Genomic DNA, 13,851 nt, shown 5'->3' with positions numbered 1-13,851 from the left:
GCGGGGAGACGAAAACGATCTGGCCGGTGGTGAACCAGCAAAAATTATTCAGCAGCAGGTGCAGATCGTTGTTTTCATGCCTTGCCTTATGGCGTGCCGGTGTTTCGCGGTCAAGCGTTTCTCGCAGGCGCCAGAAGCACCTTAAGAGATCGCCTTGACCAAAAGCCTATTCCGGCTGGCGGTAATCCAGGAATTTGCCTTCACGCACGACGAAGAGCTTGCCGGTTTCGGTAAGCTCAGGCGAGGCGAGTTGAACAATGGCGGCGGCAACTTCAGAAGGGTGCGGCACGTCTGCGGGGTCTTCACCGGGCATGGCCTGGGCGCGCATGGCGGTGCGTGTCGCGCCGGGATTGATGCTGTTGATGCGCAGCGCTGTTTTATCGGTTTCCGCAGCCCAGGTCCGGGCAAGTGCCTCAACGGCGGCCTTGGAGGTGGAATAGACGCCCCAGAAGGGACGACAGCTATGGGCAGCACCCGAAGACAGGATCAACGCGCGCCCCGCATCCGATCTCAGGAGCAACGGTTCGACAGAGCGGATCAGCCGCCATGTAGCGGTGACATTTATGGTCATGACCCTTTCGAAGACTTTCGCCTCGATATGGCCGACCGGCGAGATGACGCCGAGAACACCGGCATTCGCGACCAGAATATCGAGCTTGCCCCAGCGCTCGAAGATATTGGCGCCCAGCGCATCGATGGCGTTCATGTCGGCGAGATCGAAGGGAACCAGCGTCGCGGTGCCGCCGACGGCCTTGATGGCGTCGTCCAGATCCTCAAGGCCGCCGACCGTGCGGGCGCAGGCAATGACATGCGCACCGGCCTTGGCAAGTTCCAGCGCCGTGAAATAGCCGATACCGCGCGACGCGCCGGTGACGAGCGCGATCCTGCCCTTGAGATTGATGGTCATTTTGCCCCCTCCGAAATTCATTCCGCTTGTTTTATGAAGCCTCTGACGCCAACCGCAAGCGATCAAAACGCCGCAGCGGGCACGGTTTCAATCGCCCGCCACAAAAAAGCGGCCACCGGAAGCCGGTGGCCGCTTGTTATTCCAAGATTATCAGCCGTTGCTGGCCAGCACGGAAATCTTGCTGCCCATCGCCTCGCCGTTCTGGTCGAGAAGGCGGGTAGGGTAGTCGCCGGTAAAATAATGGTCCGTGAATTGCGGACGCGCATTGTTGCGGTTCTCGCCACCGACGGCGCGGTAAAGACCGTCGATCGACAGGAAGGCAAGCGAATCGGCGCCAATGAATTTCGCCATGGCGTCCACATCGGCATATTGGTTGGCGAGCAGCTTGTCGGCATCAGGCGTGTCGATGCCGTAGAAATCCGGATGGAAAATCATCGGGCTGGCAACGCGGATATGCACTTCTTTCGCGCCCGCTTCGCGGATCATCTGCACGATCTTCAATGAAGTCGTGCCGCGCACGATCGAATCATCCACCAGCACCACGCGCTTGCCTTCAATCATCGCCCGGTTGGCGGAATGCTTGAGCTTGACGCCAAAAGCGCGAATCTGCTGCGTCGGCTCGATGAAGGTACGGCCGACATAGTGGTTGCGGATGATTCCATATTCGAACGGAATACCGCTTTCCTGCGCAAAACCGAGCGCTGCCGGCGTGCCGCCATCGGGAACCGGAACGACAACGTCAGCTTCCAGCGGCGCTTCCTTGGCAAGGTTCATGCCCATGTTTTTACGCGTCGTATAGACGTTGCGGCCGCCGACGACGGAATCGGGGCGGGCGAAATAGACATATTCGAACAGGCAGAGACGCTCCGGCTGCGGCTTCGAAGGCTTGCGCGCATCGATGGTGATCGAACCATCAGGCTGAATTTCACAGATGATGACTTCGCCGTTTTCGACGTCACGCACGAATTTCGCGCCGATGATATCGAGAGCGCAGGTCTCCGAGCAGAAGATCGGCTTGCCGTCCAGCTCACCCATGACGAGCGGGCGGATGCCGATCGGGTCGCGGGCTGCGATCAGCTTGGTGCGGGTCATCGCCAGCATCGAATAGCCGCCTTCCATCTGGCGGATGGCGTCGATGAAACGGTCGGCAGTGGAGCTGTGACGCGAACGGGCGATGAGGTGCAGCACGACTTCGGTATCCGATGTCGACTGACAGATGGCGCCGGTGGCGATGATCTGTCGGCGAAGCGTCAGGCCATTGGTGAAATTGCCGTTATGTGCAATCGAAATGCCGCCTTCTTCCAGCTCGGCAAACAGCGGCTGCACGTTGCGCATCGCCACTTCGCCTGTTGTGGAGTAGCGGGTATGGCCAATCGCGATGGAGCCGGGCAGGCGGGCAAGGGTTGCCGGATCGGTATAATGATCGCCGACGAGGCCCATATGGCGTTCCTGATGGAAGCGCTTGCCATCGAAGGAGACGATGCCTGCTGCCTCCTGGCCGCGATGCTGAAGTGCATGCAGGCCGAGTGCAGTCAGGGCGGAGGCATCGGCGTGGCCGAGAATGCCGAACACGCCGCACTCTTCGTGCAGCGTGTCGCCGTCGATCTCTTCATTGAAAGTGGAATGCGAAAGCGGCTCAATCATCCGGCTTGCCCTTGCTCTCTACCGAGAAAAACGAAAGACCTCTCCGGTGAGCTTGTCTCCCGGTCGGCCAGTCTGTGTCGTGCTTGATATTTAGCACAAATCGCGCGCCTTGCATGCATTGCAAGGCGCGACACTGTGTCAATTATTCGTTGCCGGCGGATTTGTCGCCGGTACATCTTCCGCAGGCGTCTGCACGGCTGCCGGTTCCTGCGGTTTTCCGAGGATACGGGCGCGGATCTGCGGCTCGATATCGTCAGGCAGAACCGCTTCCAGCTTGCCCACCAGCCCGTCGAGGAAAGGCTTGGACTTGGCCTGGGTTACCCATTGCGGCTGCGTCTTCACATCCACCAGCCAGTTCCAGAAGGCAACCGCGACGACCAGCAAGAGAATGCCGCGCGCTGCGCCGAACAGGAAACCCAGCGTGCGATCCAGCGCACCAATGCGGCTGTCGATGATGAAATCGGCAATGCGCGAGGTGATGAAGGAAATGACGACGAGGGAGATGAGAAAGACGACGCCTGCCGAACCGGCGATGGCGATCTTGTCGTCATCGGTATAGTTGCGTGCATAGGGCAGCAGGATCGGGAAAAGATAATAGGCGGCGGCGACCGAACCGGCCCAGCTCGCGATGGACAGAATCTCGCGGGAAAAACCGCGCACCATCGCGAGAATGGCGGAGAAAAGAACAACGGCGATGACGATGCCGTCGAAAATTGTAATGGGCATATACCAACTCCGGAGGTGCGACGCCCTGTCAGGCGCTGCCTTGCCAATTGTGCGATCCTCTTACACCACTGTTTCCCTTGGCGAAAGGATCAATCTTAGTCGTCCTCAACCTGTTTGAACCGGTTGCCGGAACCGGCGATGCGCGCCACGAGGTCCGGCAGGCTTTCTATTTCCGTCCAGCGCCCCTTGCCCGCTTTCGGCAATTCAGCCGAAGCAGACGGCAGAAGTGCGGCGGAGAAACCGAGTTTTTCAGCTTCTTTCAAACGCTGGCCCGTATGCGAGACGGGCCGTACCGCGCCCGACAGGCTGATCTCGCCGAAATAGACGCAATCGGCGGGCAGGGCAAGACCGGCAAGCGAGGAAACCAGCGCAGAGGCTATCGCCATATCCGCAGCCGGTTCGGAAATGCGGTATCCGCCGGCGACGTTCAGATAAACGTCGTGCTGACCGAGCTTCACGCCGCAATGGGCTTCCAGCACGGCAAGGATCATGGCGAGCCGCGAACTGTCCCAGCCGACCACGGCGCGGCGCGGCGTGCCGAGCGAGGTGGCCGCGACCAGCGCCTGCACCTCGACCAGAATGGGACGGGTGCCCTCCATGCCGGCAAAGACCGCGGCACCGGGAGATTTCTCGTTGCGGTCGCCAAGGAACAGTTCGGACGGGTTGGAGACCTCGCGCAATCCGCGATCGGACATTTCAAACACGCCGATCTCGTCCGTCGGCCCGAAGCGGTTCTTGACGGTGCGCAGAATGCGGTAATGGTGGCCGCGGTCGCCTTCGAAATAAAGCACGGCGTCGACCATGTGCTCCACCACGCGCGGACCGGCGATCTGGCCTTCCTTGGTCACATGGCCCACCAGCACCATGGTCGCGCCCGTTTGCTTGGCGTAACGGATCATTGCCTGCACGCCGGTGCGCACCTGCGTTACCGTGCCGGGAGCGGAATCGGCCGTGTCGCTCCATAGCGTCTGGATGGAATCGATGATGACGAGATCGGGGCGTTTGCTCTCGGAAATCGTCGCCAGAATATCCTCGACATTGGTTTCTGCCGCCAGCAGCACGTCGGTTTCCGCCGCACCCAGCCGCTGGGCCCGCAGACGCACCTGCGCTACCGCTTCTTCGCCAGAAACATAGATGACGCGATGTCCGCGCCGTGAAAGGGCAGCTGCCGCCTGCATCAGCAGGGTCGATTTGCCGATGCCGGGATCGCCGCCGATCAACACCGCCGAACCGCGCACGAAACCACCACCAGTTGCCCGGTCCAGTTCGCTGATGCCGGTCGGAATGCGCGGCGCCTCCTCGATCTCGCCCGAAAGCGCCGTGAGCGCGACCGCCCGGCCCTTTTTCGGCGTCTTGCCGGGGCCGGAGCCGATGCCGCCCATCGGATCTTCTTCGACGATGGTATTCCACTCGCCGCAGCCTTCGCATTTTCCCGCCCAGCGGGTATGAACCGTGCCGCAGTTCTGGCACACGAATTGGGTCTTGGCTTTGGCCATCTATGTCAGTTTTCTTTTTCGATTACGTCTTCAGCATCAATGTGCTGGTGGCCATGGACGACGCGCAATATGCGCAGTTCATTCTCTTTAACGCGAAAATAGATACAGCGATTTTTGTGGTGCACGGCGCGAAGGCCGTTGCTGATCCAGTCTCGAGACACTCCCGTGAGGCCCAATCGAGCCGTGTCTTTGATCTTGCGCTCAATGGATGACACGAGCCGTTCGCCTGCGATCGGATTTTTATCATCCAGAAACTTATAAATATTGATGAGATCGCGAATGGCCTGCGATGACAGAGAGTAGGTGCGGGCCGTTATCACTTTTCGTTTCTGGCTCGTTCGATGATGTAGGCGGTTAGATCATCGGCCGTCGTAAACGTCACATACTCGCCCCGCTCAAACTCTTCGTCAGCCTCGCGAATCATGTTCCGAAGCTGAACGATCCTTCCCTCATCGCTGCTCAGTAATTGCAGGCTCGCATGAATAACGGCGTCCGCATCGCTATAGACACCCGCAGCCACCTGCTCTTCGATGAACTTTTCGTCCTGTTCGCTCAAATGGATTTCGGGCATTTCGATCTCCTTTTGTTCTCTTTTAGCACAGGTCGCTTCCGCTTTCCAAGAGCTAAAGACGTGGTTCAGTCGTCAGCCATCAGATATTGCCGCTCGTAGCGCAAACCAAGCCCCGTCAGCATTTCGTAACCGATGGTGCCGGCGGCGCGCGCCACCTCATCGAGCGGCACTTTCGGGCCGAAAAGCTCGATATAATCGCCGGTGCGGACAGCGTTTGCCGGTATGTCCGTGATGTCGAAAATGGTGAGATCCATGGTTACACGACCGGCGACCGGCGCCTTGTGGCCGTTGACTATGCCGTAAGCACCGCCATGGCCCATTTCGCGCAATGGAATGCCGGAACCGGAAAGCGACCGCTGGTATCCGTCCGCATAACCAACAGAAGCGATGGCAAGGCGGCTCGCCCGTTTCAGCAAATAGGTGCCGCCATAGCTGACTGTCTGGCCTTCTCCGGCCTCGCGAATCTGGATGATCCGCGCTTCGGCCTTTGCGACGGGCCGCATCGGGTTTGCCACATCGTTGATTGCCTCGCCGCCGTAGAGGGCAATGCCGGGGCGGGTGAGATCGAAATGATAATCCGGTCCCAGAAAGATTCCGGCAGAGGCGGAAAGGCTTGATTCGATTCCTTCGAAAGCGGCGCTAACCTTGCGGAATGATTCGAGCTGGACCTTATTCATGGGCGAAGACGGCGTGTCGGCGCAGGCGAGGTGGGAGAGCACCAGAACCGGATCGAAACTCGCAGGCCGGGTCACGTCGTCTGCCAGAAACAGCGCGTCGTCCAGCGGCAGGCCAAGCCGGTTGAAGCCGGTATCCACATGCAGCGCGCAGGGGTGTTCGCCGCGTTCGGCAACCGTCGCCATCCAGAAGGAGAGCTGTTCCTCCGAGGCCAGAACCGGCACGAGATCATTGTCGAAGACCTGACGCTCCTGGCCCTGCCAGATGCCTGACAGCACGAAGATGCGCGCTTCCGGTGCATAGGATCGCAAGGTCGCACCTTCGGACACCGTTGCCACGAAAAAGTCGCGTGCGCCGGCATGGTAGAGCGTCGCGCCGCAATCCTCGATACCGAGCCCGTAGGCATCTGCTTTCACGACAGCCGCCGTCCGCGCCTTGCCAGACCGCTTTTTCATGTCGCGCCAATTGTCGGCAAGCGCGCCGAGATCGACGGTCAGCCTCAGCGGCGCATGTTCGAAAGCGTCGGTTTCTTGTTCGGGAAATGTGTCTTCGAAGTCGTCTGTCATGCCATGCGTCCGGTTGATTTGGAACCGGTTCGGACCCTAGCACTTTTGTTCAAGACGGTAATGACCGATTGGTTTAAAGTCGTTCTATGCACAATGTTTCGCAGGAACAGGCCATAGACGTCATGCCGGTTGCAGCGACGGAAACGACGCGTTTCTGGCGCGACCCACGTTTTGGCGGCATGGAATGTCTGAGCGCGACGTTCCTGACACATGAATATTCGCCGCACGCGCATGATACCTTCTCGATCGGCGCGATCGAAAGCGGCTCGCAGATTTCCACCATTCAGGGCACCAGGGAACAGACCGGGCCGGGGCATCTCTATCTCATCAATCCGGACGAGATTCACGATGGTGCGCCGGGTGGCGGCGGTTATCGTTATCGGATGATCTATCCCGACGCAGCGCTGCTGCGTGATATTATCGAGGATGTGACGGGCAGGGCTTTCCATGGAATGCCGTCCTTTCCAAGGTTTCTGCCGCGTGATCCGCAGATGGCCGCCGCTTTTCAGATGGCGCATCGCAGGCTGGAGGCCAAGTCCGGCGCTCTTGAGGCCGATGAGGGCATGTTCTCGGTTCTGGCGGCACTGTTCGGCAGGCATGGCAGCGCCATTATCCTGGCCGTTGAAACCCGCGAGAAGACGGCGGTCCATACCGCCCGCGACTATCTCTCCGATAATTACGAGACCGATATCGGCCTTGAGGAATTGGCGTGCATCGCTGGTCTCAGCCGCGCGCATCTCATCCGGGCCTTCCGCAAGGAGTTCCACATCACCCCGCATGCCTATCTGACGGATGTGCGCATAAGGCGCGCGCGCCGTCTTCTGCGTTCCGGCGAAATGCCGGCCGAGGTGGCTGCGCTGTGCGGTTTTGCCGATCAGGCGCATTTTACGCGGCATTTCAAGGCGCGCACCGGCGTCACGCCGGGACAATTCCGGACGGCGTGATTTTGGTGGCCATTCCGAAGCGCAACGTCACTTTCATTCAAGACTGGAAAAACTTGCAGGCGTAATCGCATGTCTCTGAAAAGGAGAATGCAATGTCCGTACTGGAAAAACGTGCAGAGCTTGGCGCAGGCCTGAGAGCTGCCGCACCCCTGCTGGTCGCCATGGTGCCGATCGGCGCCGTGTTCGGCGCAGTCGCGGTCGGCAAGGGATTGTCGCCGCTGGAAGCCTCGCTGATGTCCATTCTCGTCTTTGCAGGTGGCTCGCAATTCGTCGCCCTGGATCTGTGGACGCATCCGGCAAGCTGGAGCGCGCTCGGTTTTGCCGCGCTGCTGGTCAATCTTCGCCATGTGCTGATGAGCGCTTCCATCGCTGGCAAGCTCGATGATTTTACCGGCTGGCGAAAATATGCGGCCATGCTGGTGCTGACGGACGAATCCTGGGCGCTATCGGAATTCAGGGCAGTTGCCGGCAGGCTGACGGCCGCATTTTTCACCGGCGCTGCGCTTTCAATCTACCTCGTCTGGAACATCGCCACGCTCACGGGCGCGCTTTTAGGCTCGGTGATGGGGGACATGACGGTCATCGGTCTGGACTTCGCTTTTCCGGCCGTGTTCATCGTGCTGCTGATGGGGTTCTGGAAGGGCAGGGAAACGGGCCTGGTGCTGCTGGCAAGCGCTGCCGCCGCCTTTGTCACGCACGCTCTGGTCCCAGGCGCCTGGTACATAGCCGCCGGTGCGCTTGCGGGACTTTCCGTCGCAGCCTTCGGCCGCGAGGACGAGGTGGAGCAGCCTGCATGACGCTTGATACGAACACCCTGCTGGCGATCCTCGCCATGATGGCGGCCACCGTCGCTACGCGTTTTGGGGGTCTGCTGCTGGTCAACCATTTCACCCTGACGCAGCGTCTGAAAAAAGCGCTCGGCGTGGTTCCGCCTGCCGTCTTGATGGCTGTGGTGACGCCAACGGCATTCTCAAGCGGAATGGCGGAAACAATCGCCTGCGCGGTGACGGCAGTCGCGGCACTTCGCCTCAGCCTGCTCCCAGCCGCAACGCTCGGCGTCGTCACCGTGGCGCTTTTGCGCGGAATCGGATTGTGAGGCAATCCCGCCAAAGTTCTGAAAAGATTCCCCAGTTTCGATTTAGAGCAGGCAGGGCGAAACGCTGACCCGGTTCCGCCCTCGGTTCAGATCAATGCTCTTCGTACTGGCTGAAGCTCGGGTCGGCCAGATCCGCGAAGCGGGTGAATTCGGACTGGAACGCGAGTTTCACCGTGCCCGTGGGTCCGTGACGCTGCTTGGCGATGATGACGTCGGCGGTGCCTTTCACCTTGTCGAACAGGGCCTCCCACTCGGCATATTTCGGATCGGAAATATCGCGCGGCTCCATGTTCTTGACGTAATACTCCTCACGGAACACGAACAGCACCACGTCGGCGTCCTGCTCGATCGAGCCCGATTCACGCAGGTCGGAAAGCTGCGGGCGCTTGTCTTCACGGCTTTCCACCGCACGGGAGAGCTGTGAAAGCGCGATGATGGGAACATTGAGTTCCTTGCCGAGCGCCTTAAGGCCCGTGGTGATCTGGGTGATTTCCTGCACGCGGTTCTCACCGCTCTTGCCGGCGCCAGTCATCAGCTGAATATAGTCGACCACCAGAACGTCAAGACCACGCTGGCGCTTCAGTCGACGGGCACGGGCGGAAAGCTGGGCGATGGAGATACCACCGGTCTGGTCGATGTAAAGCGGCACCTTCTGCATCATCTGGGAGCAGGCGACGAGCTTCTCGAAATCGGCCTCGGTAATGTCACCGCGGCGGATTTTCGAGGAAGACACTTCCGTCTGCTCTGAAATGATACGGGTTGCCAGCTGTTCGGACGACATTTCGAGCGAGTAGAAGCCGACGACGCCGCCGTTTTTCGCCTTGAACGAACCATCAGGCTGAACTTCCTGATCGTAGGTCGCAGCGATGTTATAGGCGATGTTGGTGGCAAGCGAGGTCTTGCCCATACCCGGACGACCGGCAAGTACGATAAGGTCGGAACGCTGCAGGCCGCCCATGCGGGCGTCGAGCGAATGGATGCCGGTGGAAATGCCGGAAAGATTGCCGTCACGCTCGAAGGCGGCGCCCGCCATGTCGATCGCCAGCGCCACGGCGTCGTTGAACGACTGGAAGCCGCCATCGTAGCGACCGGTTTCCGCCAGTTCGAACAGGCGGCGCTCGGTGTCTTCGATCTGCGCCTGCGGCGGCATGTCCAGCGGTGCATCATAGGCGATGTTGACGACATCCTCGCCGATCTGGATCAGCGCGCGGCGCAGCGCCAGATCGTAAATCGCCCGGCCGTAATCTTCCGCATTGATGATCGAAACGGCTTCTGCCGCCAGACGCGCCAGATATTGCGCCACCGTTAGGTCGCCGACCTTGTCGTCTGCGGGCAGGAAGGTCTTGATGGTCACCGGATTGGCGGTCTTGCCCATGCGGATGATGTCGCCCGCCACTTCGAAAATCTTGCGGTGCAGCGGTTCGTAAAGATGCACGGGCTTCAAGAAGTCCGACACGCGGTAATAGGCGTCGTTGTTAACGAGGATGGCGCCCAGCAGCGCCTGTTCGGCCTCGATATTGTTCGGCGCCTCGCGGTAATGCGGTTCCGCCGGTTGCGCGGGGGTGATCTTTCTCACAGCGTCGTTCATGGTTTGCACGATCTCCCTTTGCCTTGCCACTACACTTCGGGTTTGGCTTCCTTGGCCATGGCAGTCAATGATATTGTTGCAACACTCTATGGCAGCCTGACGTCCTGTCTGCGAAGCTGGATCACATCTTCAGTTGTCCCCAGCAATCCACAGGCGGGTGGGGACAAGGTGCGGGAAATTCCCGGCAACGTGATTCGCTGCCATGAGTTTATCGCATGGCAGACCCGACGTGAAAGAAACTTGAAAATCGGCAGGCTTCCAAATAAATAGGCAGAAAATAAGTAGTGTGCTAATTATAAGGCTTGCTGACATGTCCCGCGAAACCGACAAGGAACAGCTTCTGGACGAGGTGTCCGCCTTTACCCGCAAGCTGCGCGCATTTTTTGACGCGCGGGTAGGGGAAAGCGGCCTGACTTTGGCGCGTGCGCGTGCGCTTTTCGCGCTGTCGCGACGCGGGCCGCTGACCCAGACGGAGCTTGCCGAGGAAATGGAAATCGAAACGCCGACGCTGGTGCGCGTGCTTGACGGCATGGAGAAACAGAACCTCATCGAGCGACGCTCCGACGAAACCGACCGCCGTGCCAAACGCATCCACATGACGGAGGAGGGCGAGAAAACCTCCGAAACGGTGCAGGCGGTGGCAAAATCGCTCCGTTCTGAAATCGCCGCCGATGTTTCCTCGCAGGATCTGGCGATGGCGCTGGATGTCATGCGCAGGCTTTCGGCCAATCTGCAAAATCTGGCAAGCGGGAGGGCGCAATCGTGAGTACCGTGGTGCCGCAAACGGCAGATGAGACCGCCTCTGAAAATGCCGACGTTACGGTAAAGCCGGCGAACGTGCCGGAATCTGCTGCTGCGGCCGCCGCGCCTCAACCGGTGGAGCGGCCAGTGTGGCTGCGGCTGTGTTTCATCTTCGCGGGCCTGGCGTTCTTCATCACGCAAGGGTTGGGCATGAACCTCGTCATGGCCAATCTATACCAGTTGCAGGGCGAATTTTCCGCCACGGTGGCCGAGGTCGCCTGGCTTTCCGCCGCCTATATGGCCCCCTATGCCACGTTTTCCATCGCGCTGTTCAAGGTGCGAACGCAATATGGCCTGCGGCCCTTTGCCGAACTTTCGATCATCGTCTTCGTCGTCGCCTCATGCCTCAACCTGTTCGTGACAGATTTGCATTCGGCGATCGTCATCCGCTTTCTCAGCGGCATGGCGGCGGCACCTCTTTCTTCGCTCGGCTTTCTCTACATTCTGGAGGCTTTTCCGCCGGCGCGGAAATTCTCGCTGGGCTTCAGCATCGCGCTCACCGGAACTTTGCTGTCTGCACCGCTCGCGCGCATCGTCTCGCCTTCCTTGCTGCAAATCGGCGGCTGGAATGCCCTCTACACGATGGAAATGGGCTTCGCGCTGATCTCGCTCGCCTTGATCTACCTGTTGAAAGTTACGCCGCCGCCGCGCGCGAAAGTCATCGAGCGCACGGATATTCTGAGCTACCTTCTGTTCGCGGGTGGCCTTGGCTGTCTTGCGGTCATGCTCACGCTTGGCCGGTTTTACTGGTGGTTCGAAACATGGTGGCTGGGCGTGCTCCTGGCCACGTCGATCACGCTTCTCACGCTGATGGTCGTCATCGAGTTGCCGCGCAAGAACCCGCTGCTTGACCTGCGCTGGATTTTTTCGAAAACCAACCTGCATGTCATAGCGGTCCTTCTCATCTACCGTGCAGTTTCCTCCGAGCAATCCTCGACGGCGGTGAGTTTCTACCAGCAGCTTGGCCTTTTGAACGACCAGACGATCACGCTTTATGCTCTGGTGCTTTTGGCGACGGTTCTCGGCGGTGCGGCCTGTGCCTGGCTGATGCTGACGAAATATGTCGATACCGCTCATGTGATTGCGCTTACCCTGATTGCGGCCGGCGCTTTTCTGGACAGCCAGTCCAACAATCTGACGCGGCCAGCGCAGATGTATCTGAGCCAGATGATGATCGCCTTCGGTGCGGCCATGTTCCTGCCGCCCGTTATGGCAAAGGGGTTCGCTGCCGCACTTGCGCGCGGAGCGCCCTATCTGGTGAATTTCATCACCATCTTCCTGTTCACCCAGATCACCGGATCGATGTTGATGACCGGGCTGCTCGGCAGTTTCGTGACGCTGCGCGAAAAATTCCATTCCAATATTCTGGTGGAGAATATCCTGCTCACCAACCCATTGGTCGCCCAGCGCGTGTCGCAGCTTTCCGGCGCCTACAGCCACGTCATCACCGATCCGGCGCTGCTGAAGGCCGAGGGGCTTTCCCTCCTTGGCCAGCAGGTTACCAAGGAAGCCTATATGCTCGCCTATAACGATACGTTCCTGTTGATTTCCACCGTTGCGGCGCTGGCGCTCATGGCGCTTTTGCTCCACCTTGCATGGCTGCGCATCCGTCCCCGCTTTTTCCGGGACAATGTCGATGCCGCGCCGGCGCCACAGTCTTGAACCTCCAAGAGTGATAATATGCTGAAGAAGATTTTTACCCCCGTTTCCATTCTCGTTCTGCTCGGTGGCCTCGCCGGCGTCGCGCTGGTGCTCTATGCATGGCGCCTGCCGCCATTCCTCTCAACCGTCGAAATGACCGACAACGCCTTCGTGCGTGGTTACGTGACGACGATGAGCCCGCAGGTGAGCGGTTATGTCGTGGATGTGCCGGTGAAGGACTATCAGGAGGTCAAACAGGGCACATTGCTGGCGAAGATAGACGACCGCATCTACCGCCAGAAGCAGGCGCAGGCGGGAGCCGCGCTGGATACGCAAAAAGCGGCACTGGACAATTCCCGCCAGCAGGAAAACGCCGCCAACGCCAATATCCGTTCCAGCGAGGCGGCTGTCGATAGCGCGCAGGCATCTCTGAAACAGGCGCAACTGGCATCAGACCGTCAGGACAACCTTATCAAAAGCGGTGCCGGCACCTCCAGCCTGCAGGAAGAGGCGCATGCTGCGCTTGAAAAGGCGAGGGCATCGCTCTCGCAGGCGAAAGCGGCACTTGAGGTCTCGCGGCAGGATTTGCAGACGATCATCGTTAACCGCAGTTCCCTGCAGGCCGCTGTCGCCAATGCCGAGGCTGCGGTCGAACTCGCCAGGATCGATCTCGACAATACCGAAATTCACGCGCCGGTGGACGGCAGGCTCGGCGAAATCGGCGTGCGCACCGGTCAGTATGTGACAGCCGGAACGCAGTTGATGGCGGTTGTGCCGCATGATGTCTGGGTCATCGCCAATTTCAAGGAAACTCAGCTCGCGGGCATGCAGGTCGGCCAGCCGGTGACGATCTCGGTGGATGCCCTGCATCGCCGCAAGCTCAACGGCCGCGTCGAGCGGTTCTCGCCCGCAACGGGATCGGAATTCGCTGTCATCAAGCCCGACAATGCCACCGGCAATTTCGTGAAGATCGCCCAGCGTCTCGGCGTGCGCATCGCAATCGACGCCGACCAGCCGCTGGCAGCGGATCTGTCGCCGGGCATGTCGGTGGTCGTGCATGTGGACAAGAGCGTGGCGCCGGAGGGGGCGGAGACGGCGGCGAGGTAGTCTGGCGCTGAGTTTGCCGAGAGGCACCCCCTCTGTCCTGCCGGACATCTCCCCCACAAGGGTGGAGATCGAGTTGTGGCTTGCGCTCG

General features: G+C 59.9%; 15 protein-coding genes. 7 read left to right on the top strand and 8 right to left on the bottom strand.

All coding sequences use genetic code 11. The annotated features are described in order from the left end of the window. Positions 1-166: 166 nt before the first annotated feature. From T18_RS04075 to alr, 7 genes are all read right to left on the bottom strand, one after another. Positions 167-907 (bottom strand): SDR family NAD(P)-dependent oxidoreductase, encoded by a 741-nt coding sequence (locus T18_RS04075; RefSeq protein ID WP_019565381.1) that lies wholly within the window; start codon positions 905-907, stop codon positions 167-169. 150 nt (positions 908-1,057) lie between these two features. After that, positions 1,058-2,551, bottom strand: coding sequence for an amidophosphoribosyltransferase (gene purF / locus T18_RS04070; protein ID WP_003512343.1), 1,494 nt, complete (start codon positions 2,549-2,551; stop codon positions 1,058-1,060). A 138-nt stretch (positions 2,552-2,689) separates the two neighbouring features. Beyond that, positions 2,690-3,277: a CvpA family protein gene (locus tag T18_RS04065; RefSeq protein WP_019565382.1), complete on the bottom strand. Its 588-nt coding sequence runs from the start codon at positions 3,275-3,277 to the stop codon at positions 2,690-2,692. A 95-nt stretch (positions 3,278-3,372) separates the two neighbouring features. Beyond that, positions 3,373-4,773, bottom strand: coding sequence for a DNA repair protein RadA (gene radA / locus T18_RS04060; protein WP_038490516.1), 1,401 nt, complete (start codon positions 4,771-4,773; stop codon positions 3,373-3,375). 5 nt (positions 4,774-4,778) lie between these two features. Further along, a complete protein-coding gene (locus T18_RS04055; protein WP_051489691.1) occupies positions 4,779-5,093 on the bottom strand; it encodes a type II toxin-antitoxin system RelE/ParE family toxin in 315 nt (104 codons plus the stop codon). Beyond that, positions 5,090-5,344, bottom strand: coding sequence for a type II toxin-antitoxin system ParD family antitoxin (locus T18_RS04050; RefSeq protein WP_025592949.1), 255 nt, complete (start codon positions 5,342-5,344; stop codon positions 5,090-5,092). Before T18_RS04050 ends, T18_RS04055 begins: the two co-directional genes overlap by 4 nt. Before the next feature lie 65 nt (positions 5,345-5,409). Next, a complete protein-coding gene (gene alr / locus T18_RS04045; RefSeq protein WP_038490519.1) occupies positions 5,410-6,585 on the bottom strand; it encodes an alanine racemase in 1,176 nt (391 codons plus the stop codon). 86 nt (positions 6,586-6,671) lie between these two features. On the opposite strand from alr, the gene T18_RS04040 reads away from it, so the two are divergent. From T18_RS04040 to T18_RS04030, 3 genes are all read left to right on the top strand, one after another. Next, complete coding sequence (locus tag T18_RS04040; RefSeq protein WP_038490521.1) at positions 6,672-7,529, top strand: AraC family transcriptional regulator; 858 nt, start codon at positions 6,672-6,674, stop codon at positions 7,527-7,529. 92 nt (positions 7,530-7,621) lie between these two features. Next, the gene (locus T18_RS04035; protein ID WP_038490524.1) at positions 7,622-8,326 is read left to right on the top strand and encodes an AzlC family ABC transporter permease; all 705 of its coding nucleotides are present in this window, start codon (positions 7,622-7,624) and stop codon (positions 8,324-8,326) included. Then, the gene (locus tag T18_RS04030) at positions 8,323-8,625 is read left to right on the top strand and encodes an AzlD family protein (protein WP_038490527.1); all 303 of its coding nucleotides are present in this window, start codon (positions 8,323-8,325) and stop codon (positions 8,623-8,625) included. Before T18_RS04035 ends, T18_RS04030 begins: the two co-directional genes overlap by 4 nt. A 91-nt stretch (positions 8,626-8,716) precedes the next feature. On the opposite strand, the gene T18_RS04025 is transcribed toward T18_RS04030, so the two are convergent. After that, positions 8,717-10,213 carry a replicative DNA helicase gene (locus T18_RS04025; RefSeq protein ID WP_003512358.1) on the bottom strand — a complete coding sequence of 499 codons (1,497 nt, stop codon included), beginning with the start codon at positions 10,211-10,213 and terminating at the stop codon, positions 8,717-8,719. Positions 10,214-10,270: 57 nt separating this feature from the next. Here T18_RS04025 and T18_RS26950 point away from each other — a divergent pair, with 57 nt between their 5' ends. From T18_RS26950 to T18_RS04010, 4 genes are read left to right on the top strand one after another with little or no spacing between them, the layout of a single operon-like run. Beyond that, on the top strand, positions 10,271-10,483 hold the full coding sequence (locus tag T18_RS26950) for a hypothetical protein (RefSeq protein ID WP_127966030.1): 213 nt from the start codon (positions 10,271-10,273) through the stop codon (positions 10,481-10,483). Positions 10,484-10,523: 40 nt separating this feature from the next. Continuing rightward, on the top strand, positions 10,524-10,979 hold the full coding sequence (locus T18_RS04020) for a MarR family winged helix-turn-helix transcriptional regulator (RefSeq protein ID WP_003512359.1): 456 nt from the start codon (positions 10,524-10,526) through the stop codon (positions 10,977-10,979). Further along, a complete protein-coding gene (locus tag T18_RS04015; RefSeq protein WP_038490530.1) occupies positions 10,976-12,676 on the top strand; it encodes an MFS transporter in 1,701 nt (566 codons plus the stop codon). The genes T18_RS04020 and T18_RS04015 overlap by 4 nt, the downstream gene beginning before the upstream one ends. An 18-nt stretch (positions 12,677-12,694) precedes the next feature. Beyond that, positions 12,695-13,762, top strand: a complete 1,068-nt coding sequence (locus tag T18_RS04010) for an HlyD family secretion protein (RefSeq protein ID WP_003512361.1) — start codon at positions 12,695-12,697, stop codon at positions 13,760-13,762. The last annotated feature ends 89 nt before the right edge of the window (positions 13,763-13,851 follow it).

This window comes from Rhizobium sp. TBD182, from assembly GCF_001950375.1.
Taxonomy (GTDB): domain Bacteria; phylum Pseudomonadota; class Alphaproteobacteria; order Rhizobiales; family Rhizobiaceae; genus Agrobacterium; species Agrobacterium tumefaciens.
This window is presented reverse-complemented; position numbering and strand designations above follow the sequence as displayed.

Excerpts from the sequence above, each read along its gene's own strand:
- T18_RS26950 (WP_127966030.1), top strand. The coding sequence starts at position 10,271 with ATGGCAGTCAATGATATTGTTGCAACACTCTATGGCAGCCTGACGTCC.
- T18_RS04020 (WP_003512359.1), top strand. The coding sequence starts at position 10,524 with ATGTCCCGCGAAACCGACAAGGAACAGCTTCTGGACGAGGTGTCCGCC.
- T18_RS04010 (WP_003512361.1), top strand. The coding sequence starts at position 12,695 with ATGCTGAAGAAGATTTTTACCCCCGTTTCCATTCTCGTTCTGCTCGGT.
- T18_RS04030 (WP_038490527.1), top strand. The coding sequence starts at position 8,323 with ATGACGCTTGATACGAACACCCTGCTGGCGATCCTCGCCATGATGGCG.
- T18_RS04025 (WP_003512358.1), bottom strand. The coding sequence starts at position 10,213 with ATGAACGACGCTGTGAGAAAGATCACCCCCGCGCAACCGGCGGAACCG.
- T18_RS04075 (WP_019565381.1), bottom strand. The coding sequence starts at position 907 with ATGACCATCAATCTCAAGGGCAGGATCGCGCTCGTCACCGGCGCGTCG.
- alr (WP_038490519.1), bottom strand. The coding sequence starts at position 6,585 with ATGACAGACGACTTCGAAGACACATTTCCCGAACAAGAAACCGACGCT.
- T18_RS04065 (WP_019565382.1), bottom strand. The coding sequence starts at position 3,277 with ATGCCCATTACAATTTTCGACGGCATCGTCATCGCCGTTGTTCTTTTC.
- radA (WP_038490516.1), bottom strand. The coding sequence starts at position 4,773 with ATGGCCAAAGCCAAGACCCAATTCGTGTGCCAGAACTGCGGCACGGTT.
- T18_RS04035 (WP_038490524.1), top strand. The coding sequence starts at position 7,622 with ATGTCCGTACTGGAAAAACGTGCAGAGCTTGGCGCAGGCCTGAGAGCT.
- T18_RS04040 (WP_038490521.1), top strand. The coding sequence starts at position 6,672 with ATGCACAATGTTTCGCAGGAACAGGCCATAGACGTCATGCCGGTTGCA.
- T18_RS04050 (WP_025592949.1), bottom strand. The coding sequence starts at position 5,344 with ATGCCCGAAATCCATTTGAGCGAACAGGACGAAAAGTTCATCGAAGAG.
- purF (WP_003512343.1), bottom strand. The coding sequence starts at position 2,551 with ATGATTGAGCCGCTTTCGCATTCCACTTTCAATGAAGAGATCGACGGC.